Source organism: Halomonas sp. SIMBA_159 (assembly GCF_046536035.1).
GTDB lineage: Bacteria > Pseudomonadota > Gammaproteobacteria > Pseudomonadales > Halomonadaceae > Vreelandella > Vreelandella venusta_A.
This window is the reverse complement of sequence record NZ_JAWJBT010001005.1, coordinates 1-256: the sequence shown is the minus strand read 5'-3', so window position 1 is coordinate 256 and position 256 is coordinate 1. Positions and strand designations below refer to the sequence as shown.

Below are 256 nucleotides of genomic sequence, written 5' to 3'. Positions count from 1 at the left end.
AGCTTCGGGATATTTGGCACGATTTTGGTTTCCATTTCCTTGAGCAATTGTTCTTGGCATTTGTCCATCAAATCGTATTTATCCTCGTAATGGCTGTAAAACGTTCCGCGGTTGATGTTCGCCTGCCCGGTAATGTCCTTGACGCTGATCGCTTCAAAGCCTTTTTGTTCGATCAAGGCAATCAAAGCCGCGCGGATCGCTTGCTTAGTCCGCACGACGCGTAAATCTGTGGGGTTTCCGCTCATGCCCATTCCTC

The 256-nt window shown here is 48.8% G+C and carries 1 protein-coding gene; it reads right to left on the bottom strand.

Translation table 11 applies throughout. The annotated features are described in order from the left end of the window. The coding region (locus R0J87_RS22275; protein WP_498889038.1) for a TetR/AcrR family transcriptional regulator at positions 1-245 on the bottom strand (245 nt) is incomplete at its 3' end. Positions 246-256: the final 11 nt, after the last annotated feature.